General features: G+C 44.4%; 1 protein-coding gene. It reads left to right on the forward strand.

All coding sequences use genetic code 11. The features are described 5' to 3' along the window. Window positions 1-216: group II intron maturase-specific domain-containing protein (locus LKK83_RS16590; protein WP_324632342.1), on the forward strand; the 216-nt coding region annotated here is incomplete at both ends.

Below are 216 nucleotides of genomic sequence, written 5' to 3' on the forward strand. Positions count from 1 at the left end.
AACATCCGACAATATCAAGTCGGAAAATATAAGACGGGAAAGGACACGCATGGCAATCCGTTAGGTTTCAAAACTATCATCAAACCCAGCAAGAAGGCCATCAAAACCCACTACAAGAAACTAAAAGAGATAGTAGACACCCACAGAGCAGTACCGCAAGTGGCGTTAATAAAACACCTCAACCCGGTCATCAGAGGGTGGAGCAACTACTACTCA

It is taken from the genome of Phormidium sp. CCY1219 (genome assembly GCF_035615515.1).
Taxonomy (GTDB): Bacteria; Cyanobacteriota; Cyanobacteriia; order Cyanobacteriales; family Laspinemataceae; genus CCY1219.